The 14,855-nt window shown below is 69.7% G+C and carries 16 protein-coding genes; 9 read left to right on the forward strand and 7 right to left on the reverse strand.

The features are described 5' to 3' along the window. Positions 1–46 precede the first annotated feature (46 nt). A complete protein-coding gene (locus tag FHR90_RS07925) occupies positions 47–1,069 on the reverse strand; it encodes a sulfate ABC transporter substrate-binding protein (protein WP_176626098.1) in 1,023 nt (340 codons plus the stop codon). A 200-nt stretch (positions 1,070–1,269) separates the two neighbouring features. Between FHR90_RS07925 and FHR90_RS07930 the strand changes: the two genes are divergently transcribed. From FHR90_RS07930 to bla, 6 genes are read left to right on the forward strand one after another with little or no spacing between them, the layout of a single operon-like run. After that, the gene (locus FHR90_RS07930) at positions 1,270–2,205 is read left to right on the forward strand and encodes a metal ABC transporter solute-binding protein, Zn/Mn family (RefSeq protein WP_183275017.1); all 936 of its coding nucleotides are present in this window, start codon (positions 1,270–1,272) and stop codon (positions 2,203–2,205) included. An 8-nt stretch (positions 2,206–2,213) separates the two neighbouring features. Then, positions 2,214–2,993, forward strand: coding sequence for a metal ABC transporter ATP-binding protein (locus tag FHR90_RS07935; RefSeq protein ID WP_246330115.1), 780 nt, complete (start codon positions 2,214–2,216; stop codon positions 2,991–2,993). Next, positions 2,987–3,811 (forward strand): metal ABC transporter permease, encoded by an 825-nt coding sequence (locus FHR90_RS07940; RefSeq protein WP_246330116.1) that lies wholly within the window; start codon positions 2,987–2,989, stop codon positions 3,809–3,811. The genes FHR90_RS07935 and FHR90_RS07940 overlap by 7 nt, the downstream gene beginning before the upstream one ends. 23 nt (positions 3,812–3,834) lie before the next feature. Beyond that, positions 3,835–4,743 carry an ABC transporter ATP-binding protein gene (locus FHR90_RS07945; RefSeq protein WP_176625276.1) on the forward strand — a complete coding sequence of 303 codons (909 nt, stop codon included), beginning with the start codon at positions 3,835–3,837 and terminating at the stop codon, positions 4,741–4,743. Beyond that, entirely contained in the window at positions 4,740–6,161 is a 1,422-nt protein-coding gene (locus tag FHR90_RS07950; protein ID WP_176625274.1) for a hypothetical protein, read from the forward strand. Before FHR90_RS07945 ends, FHR90_RS07950 begins: the two co-directional genes overlap by 4 nt. Further along, the gene (gene bla / locus FHR90_RS07955) at positions 6,161–7,003 is read left to right on the forward strand and encodes a class A beta-lactamase (protein WP_183275019.1); all 843 of its coding nucleotides are present in this window, start codon (positions 6,161–6,163) and stop codon (positions 7,001–7,003) included. The genes FHR90_RS07950 and bla overlap by 1 nt, the downstream gene beginning before the upstream one ends. A 4-nt stretch (positions 7,004–7,007) precedes the next feature. Here the strand turns inward: bla and FHR90_RS07960 are convergent, their stop codons facing one another. The 5 genes from FHR90_RS07960 to glnK form a co-directional block, all read right to left on the reverse strand. Next, entirely contained in the window at positions 7,008–7,502 is a 495-nt protein-coding gene (locus tag FHR90_RS07960; RefSeq protein ID WP_218062098.1) for a thioesterase family protein, read from the reverse strand. A gap of 75 nt (positions 7,503–7,577) precedes the next feature. Further along, positions 7,578–8,228 carry a pyroglutamyl-peptidase I gene (gene pcp, locus FHR90_RS07965; RefSeq protein ID WP_176625112.1) on the reverse strand — a complete coding sequence of 217 codons (651 nt, stop codon included), beginning with the start codon at positions 8,226–8,228 and terminating at the stop codon, positions 7,578–7,580. Further along, on the reverse strand, positions 8,225–8,446 hold the full coding sequence (locus FHR90_RS07970; protein ID WP_176625114.1) for a TOBE domain-containing protein: 222 nt from the start codon (positions 8,444–8,446) through the stop codon (positions 8,225–8,227). Before FHR90_RS07970 ends, pcp begins: the two co-directional genes overlap by 4 nt. 79 nt (positions 8,447–8,525) lie before the next feature. Then, positions 8,526–9,878 carry an ammonium transporter gene (locus tag FHR90_RS07975; RefSeq protein ID WP_176625118.1) on the reverse strand — a complete coding sequence of 451 codons (1,353 nt, stop codon included), beginning with the start codon at positions 9,876–9,878 and terminating at the stop codon, positions 8,526–8,528. A gap of 8 nt (positions 9,879–9,886) precedes the next feature. Next, complete coding sequence (glnK, locus tag FHR90_RS07980; protein WP_176625116.1) at positions 9,887–10,225, reverse strand: P-II family nitrogen regulator; 339 nt, start codon at positions 10,223–10,225, stop codon at positions 9,887–9,889. A gap of 263 nt (positions 10,226–10,488) precedes the next feature. Between glnK and FHR90_RS07985 the strand changes: the two genes are divergently transcribed. Both FHR90_RS07985 and cysE read left to right on the forward strand, forming a co-directional pair. After that, positions 10,489–11,760, forward strand: a complete 1,272-nt coding sequence (locus FHR90_RS07985; RefSeq protein ID WP_246330117.1) for a UbiH/UbiF/VisC/COQ6 family ubiquinone biosynthesis hydroxylase — start codon at positions 10,489–10,491, stop codon at positions 11,758–11,760. A 32-nt stretch (positions 11,761–11,792) separates the two neighbouring features. Then, entirely contained in the window at positions 11,793–12,653 is an 861-nt protein-coding gene (cysE, locus tag FHR90_RS07990; protein ID WP_176623044.1) for a serine O-acetyltransferase, read from the forward strand. Here the strand turns inward: cysE and FHR90_RS07995 are convergent. Continuing rightward, positions 12,641–13,552, reverse strand: coding sequence for a helix-turn-helix transcriptional regulator (locus FHR90_RS07995; RefSeq protein ID WP_176623042.1), 912 nt, complete (start codon positions 13,550–13,552; stop codon positions 12,641–12,643). The two genes, cysE and FHR90_RS07995, sit on opposite strands and share 13 nt — an antisense overlap. A 79-nt stretch (positions 13,553–13,631) precedes the next feature. Between FHR90_RS07995 and FHR90_RS08000 the strand changes: the two genes are divergently transcribed. Beyond that, on the forward strand, positions 13,632–14,831 hold the full coding sequence (locus tag FHR90_RS08000; protein WP_176623040.1) for an alkane 1-monooxygenase: 1,200 nt from the start codon (positions 13,632–13,634) through the stop codon (positions 14,829–14,831). Positions 14,832–14,855 lie beyond the last annotated feature (24 nt).

Consider the following 14,855-nt stretch of genomic DNA (forward strand, 5'->3'; position numbering starts at 1 on the left):
ACGGACAGACGTCTTTTTGCTTCTTTTTCTTCAGAAAAAGAAGATCCTAGAGCAACTTGTCGAACACCCCGCCCTCGGCGAAATGCGTCTTCTGCACGCTCGTCCAGCCGCCGAGGCTCTCGATATCGACGGTGGTGATCGGTGTGAACCGGTCGGCATATTTCGCCAGCACCGCCTTGTCGGACGGGCGGAAATAGTTCGCGGCGACGATTTCCTGCGCGGCCGGGGTGTAGAGAAACTCGAGATAGGCGCGGGCCTGCTTCTCGGTGCCGTGCGCCTGCGCATTGCGGGTGACGACGGCGACCGGCGGGGCGGCGAGGATGCTCAGCGACGGGCGCACCACCTCGACCTCGTCCGGGGCGAGCTTCGCGTGGGCCAGCAGGGCCTCGTCCTCCCAGGCGAGCAGCACGTCGCCGAGGCCGCGCTGGAGGAAGCTGTTGGTGGCACCCCGCGCGCCGGTATCGAGCACCGGGACCTGGTGGTAGAGCGCCTTCAGATAGGCCTCGGCGGTGGCGGGCGAGCCGCCCGGCTGGTGCAGCGCCCAGGCCCAGGCGGCGAGGTAGTTCCAGCGCGCCCCACCCGAGGTCTTGGGGTTCGGGGTGATGATCTGCACGCCCGGACGGATCAGGTCGGGCCAGTCATGGATGTTCTTCGGGTTCCCCTTGCGGACCAGGAACACGATCGTCGAGCTGTAGGGGGTGGAGCGGTTCGGCAACCGGTCCTGCCAGTCGGCTTCCAGCAGCCCGTGTGCCGCGAGCATGTCGATATCGGCGGCCAGTGCCAGGGTGACGACGTCGGCCGGCTGTCCGTCGAGCACCGATTTCGCCTGCGCGCCGGAGCCGCCATTGGAGGTGCGTACCGTCAGCGCCTCGCCGGTCCGCTTGCGCCAATCGGCGGCGAAAGCGGCGTCGATGGTATGGAACAGCTCGCGGGTCGGGTCGAAACTGGCGTTCAGCAACATGGTCGCGGCCTGCGCCCGGCGCATGGCTGTCCCGCCGCAGATCGACGCGAGCATCGTCCCCGAGACGATGGAGGCGGCGGCCGAAAGCAGCCGGCGGCGGTTCAGCATGGGCAAGGACGCTCCTGGAACTCGGCCCCGGCCGGGGCATGACGGTCGCAATCGACGCCATAAGGACGCCATGAGCCGGGGTTTTGTCATTGTACTGTCGCGATCATGCCATGTCGTATCGCATTTTCAAGTAAGCCCCATGTCGTTTCGTCCTATGGAGGGTTCTGGACAGGCGGGGGTTATGTTATAACCTTGCCTCCATGTTCGACGCCGCGTCTCCCCCGCAGCGCCCGCCCGCGCCGCGACGGGCGCTGTGTTCGTTCGTGCTGTCCGTGCTGTGCGCCTGTGCCTGCGCGGGCCACGCGGAGGCAGCACGGCTGCGCATCGTCGCGGCCGAGGCTGTCTATGGCGACATCGCACGCCAGATCGCCGGCACGGATGCCGAAGTGGTGTCGCTGATGGCCAATCCCGCTGGCGATCCGCATCTCTACGAGCCCGGACCGGCGGCCGCGCGGGCCGTGGCGGGCGCCGATGTGGCGATCGCCAACGGCGCGGGCTACGAGCCCTGGTTCGACAGGCTGCTGTCGGCGTCCGGCGCGCCGGCGAAGGTGGTGATCCGCGTCGACCGGCTGCCGGGCGTGGTCCAGGGTGCCCAGTCGGGCAACAATCCGCATCTGTGGGTCGACCCGGCCTCCGGACCGGCGCTGGCGAGCGCACTGGTGGCGGCATTGGCGGCGCGCGATCCCGCCCATGCGGCGGGCTACCGGGCGCGGGGCGCGGCGTTCGAGGACTCGACGCGGCCGCTGGCGGCGCGGGTGGCCTCGCTGCGCGCGGCCTTCGCCGCCCGCCACCCGCCCCTGCGGTTCGCGGCCACCGAGCCGGTGCTGGGCCCGCTTCTCGACGCGCTCGGCGTGGTGACGGCCGATCCTCAGGTCGCCCTGGCCGCACAGAACGAGACCGAGCCGGGCCCGGCGTCGCTGGCCAGGCTGCAGGCCGATCTCGATGGTCATCGCGTGGCCGCACTGGTGTTCAATGCGCAGGTCGCCAGCCCGCTGAGCCATGCGCTGCGCGCACGTGCCGAGGCTGACGGAGTGCCGACGATCGCGGTCGCCGAGACGCTGCCGGCGGAGCTGTCGTGGCAGCAATGGCTGCGGCAGCTGCTCGAGTCCGTGGCTCGGGCGGCAGGTGTTGCGTGAGCGGACCATTGACGGATTCGCCCGGGGAGGAGCGTGCGCCACAGGCCGGGGCCGCGGCACCTGCGGCGGTGGAGTTCGCGGGGGTGACGCTGGCGCATGGCCGGCGCCGTCTGGTCGAAGACGCCTCGTTCGGGCTCGCCCAGGGCGCGTTCGTCGGTCTGTTCGGGGCGAACGGCGCGGGCAAGACCACCCTGATGCGCAGCGTGCTCGGGCTGGAGCGGCCGCGCGCCGGGCGCATCACGGTGTTCGATGCGCCGGCGCGACCGGGCCGGGCGGGGATCGGCATCCTGCCGCAGCAGCGCCAGTGGCCGGCGGCGACGCTCGATCTCGCCGCCATCGCCCTGCTGGAGGCGGCGCATCCTGGGCAGGGACCGGCGATCGGCGCCGCACTCGACCTGGTCGACGGACAGGCCCTGGCGCGTCGCCGGCTCGGCGCGCTGTCGGGCGGCGAGCGCCAGCGCCTGCTGCTGGCGCAGGCACTGGTCGGCGCGCCGCGGCTGCTGCTGCTCGACGAGCCCTTGGCCGGGCTCGACCCCGGCGCGCAGGTGCAGATCGTCGCCCTGATCGACCGTATCCGCCGCCAGCTCGAGGCGACGGTGCTGTTCAGCGCGCATGATCTCAATCCGCTGCTGGGCGTGATGGATGCGGCACTCTGGATCGCCGCGCGGCGCGTGCGGCTCGATGCCCCCGCAGCCCTGCTGCGCGCCGACGTGCTCGACGGGCTGTATGGCGCGCGGATGCAGGTGATCTCGGGCGAGGGGAGGGTGGTGGTGGTGCCGGCATGCTGAGCCAGATGCTGCAGTTCGGCTTCATGCAGGACGCGCTGCTCGCCGCCCTGGCGGTGTCGGTGCTGGCCGGGGTGGTGGGTTATCTGCTGGTGCTGCGGGCGGCGAGCTTCGCCGGCCATGCGCTGTCGCATATCGCGTTCGCCGGCGCCTCCGCCGCCCTGCTGGCCGGCTGGCCGCCGCTGCCGGGCATGATCGGGCTGCCGGTGCTGGCGGGGGCGGCGATCGGCGCGATCGAGCGGCCGGCGGGACGGCGGGGCGGTGCCGCGGCGGATGTGGCGATCGGGTTGCTGCTGGCGGCATCGCTGGCGGTCGGGCTGCTGTGCCTGCATTTCGCCACCGGCAGCGTATCGGCGGCGACCTCGCTGCTGTTCGGCAACATCCTCGGCATCGATCGCGCCACGCTGTGGGTGCTGTGCGCGGTGGTGGTGGCCGCACTGGCCGGGCTGGCATGGATGCACAGGACGCTGCTGTTCGTGATCCTGCAACCCGATCTCGCCGAGGCGCAGGGCGTGCGCGTGCGGCTGGTCTGGGCCGGGTTCATGATGCTGGCCGGGGTGGCGGTGGCGGCGAGCGCGCAGATCGTCGGCGTGCTGCTGACATTCGCGCTCATGGTCGCCCCACCCGCCGCTGCCCAGCGTCTCACCCGTCATCCCCGGACGGGGGCTGCGGTCTCGGTGGCCCTGGCGCTCGCGCAATGCTGGGCCGGACTGGTCGCGTCCTATCTCACCGACTGGCCGGTGAGCGTGTGGATCGTGGGTTTCGGGGTTGCGGCGTTCGTCCTCGCTTGGGCGGTGGGAGCGCGTCTGGACCGGCGCTGAGCGGCGTGAAAGAGTTGGCGGCGATGACCGATATCGCAACGACTCCCGCCATCGTCCGCCTCGATGACGTGGTGAAGACCTATGGCACCGCGCGTGCGCTGGACGGCATGCGCTTTTCCTTCGGCCTTGGCGAGACGGTGGCCCTGCTCGGGCCGAACGGGGCGGGCAAGACGACACTGATCGGCTGTCTGCTCGGCTTCCTGCTGCCGAGCTCCGGGTCCGTGCGCGTGTTCGATACCGAGGCGGCAGGGCTGGATGCCGCCCAGCGCGGCCGCATCGGCTTCGTGCCGCAGGCGATGACCGGGTTCTCGGGCTTCTCCGCCGGCGAGCTGCTCGACTACCTGGCCCACTTCCAGGTGCCGAAGCTGGGCCGGTTCGGCACCGCGCCGTTCGATGCCCGGCTCGCCGACTGGGCGAGGCTGCCGATGGGCACGCGGGTCAAGTCGCTCTCGGGCGGCCAGCGTCAGCGCCTGTCGATCATCCTCGCGCTGCGCCATGCGCCGGACCTTCTGGTGCTCGACGAGCCGGTCGCCAGTCTCGACCCGCAGGCGCGTCACGACTTCATGGCCTTGTTGGCCGAATATCGCGACCGCACCGGGGCGGCGGTGCTGATCTCGTCGCATATCCTGTCCGATCTGGAGCGTATCGCCACGCGTGCGGTGTTCGTCGCTCATGGCCGGGTGGTGCACGACACGCCGATGGCGCGCTTCCGCGACGGCACCCGGCTGCTGCGCTGCCCGCCGGAGCAGGTGTCTGCGCTGCGCTCGGCGCTCGTCGGCAGCGGGGTCAGCGTGCTGCGCGAGACGCCGTCCGGCGCACTGCTGGTCGATGGCTGGCAGCCTGGGTCGGACTCCGCATTGCGTGCGACGGGGCTGGTGGTGGAGATCGACACGCCGGACCTGGAGGCGACGTTCCTGGAAATGACGCGATGAGCGGCCACGCGCTGCTGCCCTCCGGTACCCTCGCCGCGCTGGCGATGTATGTGCGGCGGCCCACGCTGCGCGGCAATTTCTGGCTGCTGGTCGCCGCCGGCGCGCTGGCGATGGCCGGCTGGAACGTCCCGCACCTCGTCGTCGAGATCCGCCGGCACGGTGTGGCGAGCGCGCTCTACAGCCGCGAGGCGCTCAATACCTGGTGGATGGGTGCGTTCTATGCGGCGGCGGCGGTGAGTGCCAGCTACTGGGGCCGGGTGGGCAGCAACATCGCGCCGATGATGCCGACCCTGCTTGCAGCCGAGCGGGCGGCGGGCGCGATCGCCATCGTGCTGGCTGAATGCCTGCTCGCCGCCCCGCTGGTGGTACTGGGCGGCGCGCCGGCGAGCGCGCTGGCGCTGACCGCGCTCGCCTCCTTCGGCGGGTTCGGCTTCGGCCGTGGCGCGACCGTCACCGGCCAGGGGCGCCGGCGGCAGGGGGTCCTCACCCTGGTCTACCTGCCGCTGCTGTTCGTCGGCACGCTCGATTCGGTGATGAAGCTGATCGGCAACGCGCCGGCCTGGATTGACGCGCCGATCGGCATCGGGGTGATCGCGGCGGCGATCGCCTCGCTCCAGTTCCGCCCCGCCGAGGCTCGTCAGCAGGAGGACGAGCAGGAGCGCGCACGGGAGAGCTGGATGGCCAGGCGCCCCGCCGGCACCATCCCGCCCGGGCTGCTGCGTGTGCTCGACTGGCGCCCCGCGCCACTGCGCGAGCAGCCGCTACCGCCGGGGCCGTTCGATCCCGGCACGCTGATGCTGGTGTTGCAGACGCTCGCCATCCTGCTGGTGGGACTGGCGTTCGGCTGGGTGATTTCCGCGCTGGGTGGGGGCAAGGGCGCAGGCTCGCATGACCGCATCCAGTCGCTGATGGGCAGTGCTGCGGCGATGCCTGTGCTCGGTGCCTCGGTGTGGCTGATGTCGCGCGGCGAGTGGACACGCATCTTCGTCGCCGGACGCTACGGCTCGCGGCGGCGGTTCGCGGCCACGCTGATCCGTGCCCATCTGTGGCGGACCGCGCATCTGAGCGTCATCACCGCGGTGGTGCTGGGCGTGCTGCTGGTCGTCTTCCGGCTCGATCCGCCGCGCGACGGTCTGCTGCGCGCCGCCGTCACCGGGCTGATGGTGATGGCGGCGTGTCAGCTCGGCTGCCTGTGCGCGATGGCGTCGGGCCTGTCGAAACTGTGGACGGGCGCAGGCAATTTCGGTGGCATGATGATCGTCAACGTTGCCGCGGTGACGCTGCTGACGCATGGTTTCGCACCGATCTGGTATGGCGTCGTCGCCGCGGCCGCCTTCCTCGCCGTGGCGGCGATGCTGGGGTTTGGCGCCGCCGCATTGCAGCGCACCGACTGGACACCCGAGGACTCCACCGCCTGATGCGCTCCCGGACCACGCGTCGCGCCGTGCTGTCGGGCGCGGTCTGCCTGCCCTTCGCCGCCCCGCCCGGGGCCTGGGCGATGACGCCTGCCGAGCGGTTCGACCGGCTGGAACAGCGCGCGCTCGGACGCCTCGGCGTGGCGATCCTCGATACCGCCAGCCTGCACCTGATCGGCCATCGTCTCGACGAACGCTTCGGCCTGTGCAGCACGGTCAAGCTGCTGCTCGCCGCCTATGTGCTGGCCCGCGTCGATGCGGGCCAGATGACGCTCGATGCACCGGTGGCCGACGCGGGACATGACTCCTCGCTGGGTGGGCTGTGCGAGGCGGCGGTCACGCTGAGCGACAGCCGTGCTGCCAACCTGCTGTTCGACCGGCTCGGCGGTCCGGCCGGGCTGACCGCCTGGCTGCGCGGCATCGGCGACGCGACGACTCGCTCCGACCGGATCGAGTTCGCGCTGAACGACCAGCCGGCGGGCGAGCTGCGCGACACCACCACGCCGGCGGCGATGGCTGCGACGATGCGCGGGCTGCTGACCGGCGATCTGCTGTCGGCCGACCACCGCCGGGTGCTGGCCGACTGGCTGGTGGCGTGCAGGACCGGCGACCGCCGTCTGCGCGCCGGCCTGCCGTCCGACTGGCGCGTCGGCGACAAGACCGGCACCGGTGCGGGGATGCTGACCGGCCGCCGTCGCAATGCGCTGGTGGCGGATGTGGCGATCTGCTACCCGCCCGACCGCGCCCCGCTGATCGTCACCGCCTGGGTCGACACCCCGCTGCCGCGTCCGCGGGCCGAGGCAGTGCTGGCCGAGATCGGCCGCATCGCGGCGAGTGCTGCCTGAAGCGTCAGCCCTGCGCCGCGCGTTCCTCGGCGCGCAGGGTTTCGCTGATCGCCTCTGCGGCGGTGTGGAAATGGCTGGCCCAGGGCGGCAGCGGCGGCGAGTCGAGGCCCAGGCCGAGCTCGCCGAGGAACTCGGCCGGACGCATCGTGCCGCCGGGGCCGGTGAAGACGCCACGGATCGCGACCACGCAGAAGGTTCGGCCGGCGCGGACGAAACGATGCTCGAGAAAGCCCCATCTGTCGTCCCAGCCGACCAGCCGGGTGCGCAGTTCGAAGCGCTCGAAGGCGCGGAGTTCGCGGCGGAACTTGGCCGTCACGTCGCCGATCACCGGATAGACCCGGCGCTGCTTCGCCACCTCCCACAGGCCGACGCGGCGGAACCAGTCGAACCGGCCGAGATCGGCCAGCGTGAGATAACGGCCATTGTTGACGTGCATGTTGATGTCGAGATCGTTCGGCCAGGCGCGCAGCCGGATGGTGGTGGTCTCGAAAATGCCCACGCGCCCGGGCCCTGAACGGTCGAGCGCGGTCCGCGCCAGTCTCAGCCAGGGATACATGTGGTCAGAGCCTCATCTTCAGCAGGTCGCACCTTCGGCGATCGTGCCCGTCTGCGCCACCCCGTCGCGGCAGCATTCCACCAGCAGGCGCAGGGCGCGGACCTGTTCGGCGAGGGCGAGGCTGGGCCGGTCGGTGGTGGTCTGCTGCGGCAGATGCGGGACATGGACGAAGCCGCCGCGTCGGTGCGGCGTGTCACGCAGCGTGTGCATGAGCAGGTAGAAGGCGCGGTTGCAGAGGAAATGCCCGGCCGTGGAGGAGAGTTCCGCGGGCAGACCATCGGCGCGCAGGGCGGCAGCCATCGCCTTGAGCGGCAGGGTGGAGGCATAGGCCAGCGGGCCACCTTCGACGATGGTGTGGTCGACATGCACGATGCCGGCATTGTCGGCGGTGGCGGTGTCGTCGAGATTGAGGGCGAAGCGTTCGAGACTGATCGCCGCACGGCCGCCGGCCTGGCCGACCAGCAGCGTCCAGTCGGGGGCGGTTTCGTCGAACGCGCCGGCGAGGGCGGCGTCGGTGCCGCCATAGGCGCAGGGCAGGCAGCGCACATGCAGCTCGATCCCCGCCGGGGGCGTGTCGCGAAGCGCGCGCACCGCCTCCCAGGACGGGTTGACGCTCGCACCGGCGAACGGCTCGAACCCGGTCAGCAGGATGCGTGGGCGCGGGGTCAACCCACGCCGACCATCACGTCCGAGGCCTTGATGACCGCGACCGCCTCGCCGCCGACGGTGAGGCCGAGCTCGTCGACCGCCTCGTTGGTGATCGACGCGGTGATCACCGCGCCATCGGCGATGCCGATGCGCACATGCGCGGTGGTCGCCCCCTTGGTGATGTCGAGCACGGTGCCGCGGAGCTGGTTGCGGGCGCTGAGTTTGAGAGCGTTCGTCATGGCGGGATCGTAGCACGAAAAAACCGGCAGGCCCCGAGGGAAGCCTGCCGGTCGGAAATCGCGATGCGGGAAGCCGGGATCAGTTGATCCGTTCGCCGTGCAGCGTGGTGTCGAGGCCTTCGAGCTCCTGCTCCTGCGTCACGCGCAGGCCGATGGTCAGGTCCAGCACCTTGAGGATGATGAAGCTGATCACGCCCGACCAGATCAGCGTCACGCAGACCGCCTTGGCCTGGATGACGAGCTGGGCGAACGAGCCGCCGGTGCCCGGCGAGCTGTCGGTGGCGGTCAGCGGCGCATAGGCGAACACGCCGGTCAGCAGCGCGCCAACGATGCCGCCGACGCCATGCACGCCGAACGCGTCGAGGCTATCGTCATAGCCGAGCGCATGCTTGAGCGCGGTGGCCGAGAAGAAGCAGATCACGCCGGCCGCGAAGCCGATCACCAGCGAGCCGCCGGGCAGGACGAAACCCGAGGCCGGGGTGATGGCGACGAGCCCCGCCACCGCGCCGGAGATGATGCCGAGCACGGTCGGCTTGCCCTTGGTGATCCACTCGGCAAGCATCCAGCCGATCGCGGCGGCAGCGGTGGCAATCTGGGTGACGGCCATCGCCATGCCCGCACGCCCGTTGGCCGCGGCCGCCGAACCGGCATTGAAGCCGAACCAGCCCACCCACAGCAGCGAGGCGCCGATCACCGCATAGGTGAGGTTGTACGGCGACATGTCGTCATGGCCGAGGCCACGGCGCTTGCCCAGCACCAGCGCGCAGACCAGGCCGGCGATACCGGCGTTGATGTGCACCACGGTGCCGCCGGCGAAATCCAGCGTGCCGATGCCGGCGAGCCAGCCCGACGGGCTCCACACCCAGTGCGCGATCGGCGAGTAGACCACGATCGACCACAGCACCATGAAGATGCACATCGCCGAGAACTTCATGCGCTCGGCGAAGGCGCCGGCGATCAGCGCGGGCGTGATGATGGCGAAGGTCATCTGGAACGTCATGAAGACGCTCTCGGGGATGGTGTTGGTCACCGAGCCGAGCACGAAGCCGGCATCCGACCCCTTGGAGAACTGCGCGGCGATGCCGTTGAGCATGAAACGCGACAGATCGCCGATATAGGGATTGCCGACCGTGAAGGCGAGGCTGTAGCCGATCACCGTCCACACCAGCGTGATGAGGCAGGTGATGGTGAAGGCCTGCATCAGGGTGGCGAGCACGTTCTTCTTGCGCACCATGCCGCCGTAGAACAGGGCCACACCCGGCACCGTCATCATCAGCACCAGTGCGGTCGAGGTCAGCATCCAGGCGGTGTCGCCGGAATTGATCGGCGGCGGTGCCGCAGGGGCCGCGGGCGCCGCGGTCTGGGCCAGGGCAGGGGCGATGCTCAGGGCCGCGCCGGCGATCGCGCCCAGCGCAGGCAGATGGCGTTTCAGGACAGTCCTCACAGCGCGCCCTCCCCGGTCTCGCGGGTGCGGATGCGCACCACGGTCAGCAAATCGGTCACGAAGATCTTGCCGTCGCCGATCTTGCCGGTCTGGGCGGCGGTGGCGATCGCCTCGACCACCTGGTCGAGCTGGTCGTCGCTGACCGCGACCTCGATCTTCACCTTCGGCAGGAAGCTGACGTTGTATTCCGCGCCGCGATAGATCTCGGTCTGGCCCTTCTGGCGGCCGAATCCCTTGACCTCGCTGACGGTGAGGCCCTGCACGCCGAGCGGCGTCAGTGCCTCGCGGACATCGTCCAGTTTGAATGGTTTTATCACCGCAGTGACAAGCTTCATCTGACTTGCTCCTCCCACCGGTCCGCCCATCGCTCGATGCCACCGGGTCCGATCGTTGCTCGGACCACCCGGCATCCAAGAACCGTGCCAGAAATTCATACCAACTGCGAAACGCTTGCCACAACCCGTCTCCGCGCGCGCTGCGTGGTGGTGCCCTCTCGCCGCGCGCCGCGCTTGCTCCTATCTTGAGCAGCACATGGGCGGCTTCTGCCCAGGATTGCGCCACCCGTGGAGACATGCGTGGCGCGCGCAAGGCTGAGACGATGACGCAGATGACGACGCTGGCCGTACCTGATCCCGAGGCCGCTCCTCCGTATGACGTGTGCATCGTCGGCGCCGGCCCGGTGGGTGCGGCGCTGGCCTGCCGCCTCGCCGAGGGCGGCCTGCGGGTGGCGATCGCCGACCGCGCCGCCCTGCCGCCGATGGAACATCCCGCTTTCGACGGGCGCGCCTATGCCATCGCCGCCTCCTCGCGCGGCCTGCTCGAAGCGGGCGGCGTGTGGCAGCGGCTGTGCCAGCCGAGTTGCCCGATCGAGGAAATCCGCGTCTCCGACGGCCGGCCCGGCCTGCCCGCCTCACCGTTGTTCCTGCATTTCGACAGCGCCGAGCTCGACGCCGGCCCGTTCGGCTGGATGTGCGAGGCGCGTGCGCTGCGCATCGCGCTCAACGCCACGCTGGCCGAGCATCCGCGCATCGACGTGTTCGCCCCCGCCCGCGTCACGGTGCGCTTCGCCGACGCGCAGGCCGCGATCGCGCTCGAGACCGAACACGGCCCCCGGCACATCGCGGCGCGGCTGGTGATCGCCGCCGAGGGGCGCGAAAGCCCGCTGCGCGCCCAGGCCGGCATCCCCGTGACCCGCCTGCGCTATGGCCAGTCCGGCATCGTCTGCGCCGTCGCGCACGGCCTCGATCACCACAACCGCGCGCTGGAACATTTCCTGCCTGGCGGCCCGTTCGCGCAACTGCCGATGTCGCCCGATGCCGAGGTCGCGGCCGAGACCGGGCTGGGGTTCCTCTCGGCGATCGTCTGGACCGAGCGCACGGCGCTGGCCGAACGGCTGGTCGCACTGCCGCCCGAGACCTTCGCCCGCGAGATCGCGCGCCGTCTGGGCCCGCATCTCGGCGAGCTGCGTCCGGTCGGGCGGCGCTGGATCTACCCGCTCTCGGCGATGCACGCGCATCGCTACACCGCACCGCGTCTCGCGCTGGTGGGCGATGCCGCGCACGGCATGCATCCGATCGCCGGGCAGGGGCTCAATCTCGGCCTGCGCGACGCCATCGCCCTGTCATCGCTGCTGATCGACGCACATGCAGAGGGGCGCGATTGCGGCGACCCGGCGCTGCTGGCGCAGTACCAGCGCGCGCAGCGTCCGCCCAACATGGCGATGCTAGCCGCGACCGACGCGCTCGATCGGCTGTTCTCCACCGACAACCCCGTGCTCACCCTCGCGCGCCGCGTCGGCATCGCCGGCGTCCACCGCATGCCGCGCCTCAAGCGGGTGTTCATGGCCCGCGCCAGCGGTTTCGCCCGCTGATCGCCCCGCAATCCGAGACGAGGTCCGCAACCGTGCCCTCCAGATCCAGCCAGCAGCGCGCCCGGCAGGCCGAGACCGCCGAGACCGCCGCGTCCCTGCCCTCCGTTGCCGGCGCATTGTGGCCCTCCCTGCGCGACGAGGCCGCACAGGCGGCGGGCGAGCGGCTGCTCGCACCGCTGATGCACCAGGCGATCCTTGATCGCGACGGGTTCGATGACAGCCTCGCCCAGCTTCTCGGCCGCAAGCTCGGCGATGCGATGATCGCCCCGGCCGCGATCGCAGCACTTGCCGCCGAGACCTACCGCACCGAGCCCGACATCCTCGAAGCGGGCGCGGCCGACCTGCGCGCGGTGCGCGAGCGCGACCCGGCCGCGCCCGATCTCGCCACTGCGCTGCTGTATTTCAAGGGTTTCCAGGCCCTGCAGGCCCATCGCGTCGCGCACCGACTATGGGTACAGCACCGGCGCTCGCTCGCGCTGCATCTGCAGAGCCGGGTGTCGGAGATCTTCGGCCTCGACATTCATCCGGCGGCGCGCATCGGCCGGCGGGTGCTGATCGACCACGGCACCGGCATCGTGATCGGCGAGACGGCGGTGGTCGACGACGACGTCTCCCTGCTCCAGGGCGTGACCCTGGGGGGCACGGGCAAGCTGACCGGCGATCGTCATCCCAAGATCCGGCGTGGCGTGCTGATCGGCGCGGGCGCGACGGTGCTGGGCAATATCGAGATCGGCGAGGGGGCGAAGATCGGCGCCGGCTCGATCGTGCTGGAGGATGTGCATCCCTACACCACCGTGGTCGGCAATCCGGCCCGCGTGGTCGGAACACGACATGTCGGCATGCCGGCGCTGACGATGGACCAGAGCCTGCCGCCGATCGACTACATGATCTGAGCCTTCCGCAGCGCTGCCGCGGCATCGGTGCGCACGGCCGATGGCGGTATGCCGAAGTGCTTCTTGAACGCCTGCGTGAAACCCACGGGCGATTCGTATCCGAGTGCTGCGGCAATCGATTTGACCGGTGCGGAGGAGTGCTGAAGCTGGCGCATGGCCATGCGCAGGCGCAGCGCACTCAGATAAGCCATCGGCGGTGTCGCCAGGGTCTGCGTGAATCGCGTCGCGAAGGCCGAGCGTGACAGGCGCGCGATGTCGGCGAGTTCGCCGACGGTCCAGGCGTGCAGCGGATCGGCGTGGATGGCCGCAAGCACCTCGGAAAGCTGCCGGTCGCGCAGCGCGGCGAGCCAGTTGCCGACATCGGCGGGTATGCGTTCGATCTCCGCACGGAGACACTCGATCATCAGGATGTCGAGCACGCGGTTGATCACGGCTTGTGCCGCCGGCTGCCGGACCGAGCGTTCCTGTTCCAGAAATGCCAGGCCGGTCACGAGCCACGGCGGTGCGTCCGGGCCGGAACCGCAAAACCTCATGATCGGGGGAAGGGACGCGATCAGTGGTGCTGCGAACTCCGTGTCATAACGGAACGCTCCGCAGGTGACGCGGGCGGGATCCGCGATACCGGTCTGCCTCGCGCGTTCCGTGCCGGTCGACAGGCGATGCCTGCCGCCGGTGGTGACGACCATGAGGTCACCGGGCCCGATATCCTGTGCGGCGTGGTTCGCGGGCTCGATGCGAATGGTGAGATGTTGCCCGATATAGATCGTGACACGGTCGAGCGTGTCGAAGACATGGTCGGTGCCAGGAGCCAGTTCCACATCGTTCAGCGATGCGCCGGACAGTCTGATCTCGTCCAGGATCAGGCCCAGCGTGTCATGCGGTGCGTCGGGTTTTGTCATAGCAGTTCAGGCCTCCCGTTTGTTTCAGGCTGTCACCTGCCCGCTTATCCTGGGCCTACAGACAGGGAGGAAGAAAGACATGAGCGCGATCATCGCGTCACCCGCACCGGATCCGTCCCGTCGATGGGTCGACCGGAAATATTTCCTGTGGCTGCTGAGTGCAGCCGTGCCGGTCATTGTCTGCCTGTCCCTGGCCACGTTCACGTGGCTCTCGCGACGTTGGGGAATTCACGGCTGGACCGAGCTTGCGCTGTGGCTGCTGCCTTTTCTGATCTATGTCGTCGTGCCCATGGGCGACATGGTCTTCGGCGACGATCGCTCAAATCCGCCGGAAGAGGCCATGGCGGCCCTGGAGGCGAGTTTCTATTACCGGGCCTTGCTGTTTGCCTACACGCCCGTGCAGTATGTGGTCACGATCTGGTGTGCCTGGATCGTCACCAGCCAGGCCCTCGACGTGTTTGGCTATGCCGGCGCGGTGCTGGCCGCAGGCGGCGTCAACGGACTTGGGATCAACACCGCGCACGAACTCGGTCACAAGGCCGAGGCGATCGACCGCTGGGTTTCGCGACTGACGCTCGCGCCCTCCGCCTACGGCCACTTCTACGTCGAACACAATCGCGGTCATCATCTGCATGTCGCGACTCCCGAAGATCCTGCGAGTGCACGCATGGGCGAAAGCCTGTGGGAATTCCTGCCGCGTACCGTATGGGGCAGCCTGGTATCGGCATGGCGCCTGGAGCGACGGCGGCTGAACAATCACGGGTGCCGGGCGTGGAGCGTTCGCAACCAGATCCTGCAGAGCTGGTCGATGACGATCCTGTTGTTCGGTTCCGTCACGACCGCCTTCGGCTGGCCCGCGCTGCTGTTCCTCATCGTGCAGGCGCTCTATGCCATCTCGCTCCTGGAAACCGTGAACTATCTTGAGCACTACGGACTTGCGAGACGCAGACTGCCGAACGGGCGCTATGAGCCCTGCCGACCTGTTCACTCCTGGAACAGCAGTCACGTTGTTTCCAATCTCCTTCTCTATCACCTGCAGAGACATTCCGATCATCACGCCCATCCGCGGCGGCGTTACCAGACGCTGCGGCATTTCGATGAGAGTCCGCAATTGCCGGCTGGATACGCAACGATGATCGTCCTGGCCTATGTTCCGCCGCTCTGGCGCCGGGTCATGGACCGGCGCGTCGCCGCGCATTACGGCGGCGATCTCGACCGTGCCGCCATCAAGCCAGGCCGCCGGAGCGTCGTGGAGGCAGGGCTGGACCGGGGGGCGTGACCGATATCTCGCGATAGCGGGTGC

It is taken from the genome of Endobacter medicaginis, assembly GCF_014192375.1.
In the GTDB taxonomy this organism is placed as follows: Bacteria; Pseudomonadota; Alphaproteobacteria; order Acetobacterales; family Acetobacteraceae; genus Endobacter; species Endobacter medicaginis.